This is a genomic window from Phyllobacterium sp. P5_D12 (assembly GCF_054049495.1).
Genome location: NZ_JBFUMG010001006.1, coordinates 1 through 954 on the forward strand (window position 1 = coordinate 1; position 954 = coordinate 954).

A 954-nucleotide genomic window follows, 5' to 3' on the forward strand; every position below is an offset into this window, starting at 1 on the left:
AAGTAGGTCTTTGATCGTTGACGAACCCTGTGCTTGCCGCACAGGGTTCGTTGTTATGTCGGCTCTCCGGATGATGTTTTCGGTGGCGCAAGGACGCAGAGCCCAATATAAATTGCAGAAGGAAACGACGCCACAGCAGGCGACTTGCTGCAGAAGCGTCGGTGAGGATATCGATGGAAACCATCCTCGAAATGCGCAACATCACCAAAGTTTTCCCTGGGGTGAAAGCGCTCAACAATGTCAATCTCGATGTACGCAAAGGCGAAATTCACGCTCTGGTGGGCGAGAATGGCGCTGGCAAATCAACCCTGATGAAGGTGCTGAGCGGTGTCTATCCGCATGGCAGCTACGAAGGTGAAATTTTTTACAATGGCCAAGAGCAGCACTTCCGCGGGATCAGCGACAGTGAAAAGCAGGGCATCATCATCATTCACCAGGAGCTGGCGCTGGTTCCGCTCCTGTCGATTGCCGAGAACATATTCCTTGGCAACGAACCGGCCAAATTCGGTATCATCGATTGGCATATTGCGGAAAACCGGACGCGCGAACTCCTCGCCAAAGTCGGTCTGAAAGAAGATCCGCTGACATTGATTACCAATCTCGGCGTCGGCAAGCAGCAGTTGGTGGAGATCGCCAAGGCGCTGTCGAAGGATGTCGAGTTGCTCATCCTCGACGAGCCGACGGCCAGCCTCAACGAGAATGACAGCGACGCATTGCTGGCGCTGCTTCTGGAGTTCAAGGCGCAGGGTATTTCCTCCATCCTGATTTCACACAAGCTGAACGAAATCGGCAAGGTTGCCGACCGCATCACGGTGCTGCGTGATGGCGCGACCATCGAGACTCTCGACAAGCAGGATATCTCTGAAGACCGGATCGTTACGTCGATGGTCGGGCGTCAGCTGGCTGACCGCTTTCCACAGCGCGAACCCGATATTGGCGAGGTGGTGTTCGAGG

Annotated in this window: 1 protein-coding gene; it reads left to right on the forward strand. The window is 54.7% G+C overall.

What is annotated here, in order from left to right:
* Positions 1-173: 173 nt before the first annotated feature.
* The coding region (locus ACXJ5O_RS28300; protein ID WP_457302811.1) for an ATP-binding cassette domain-containing protein at positions 174-954 on the forward strand (781 nt) is incomplete at its 3' end.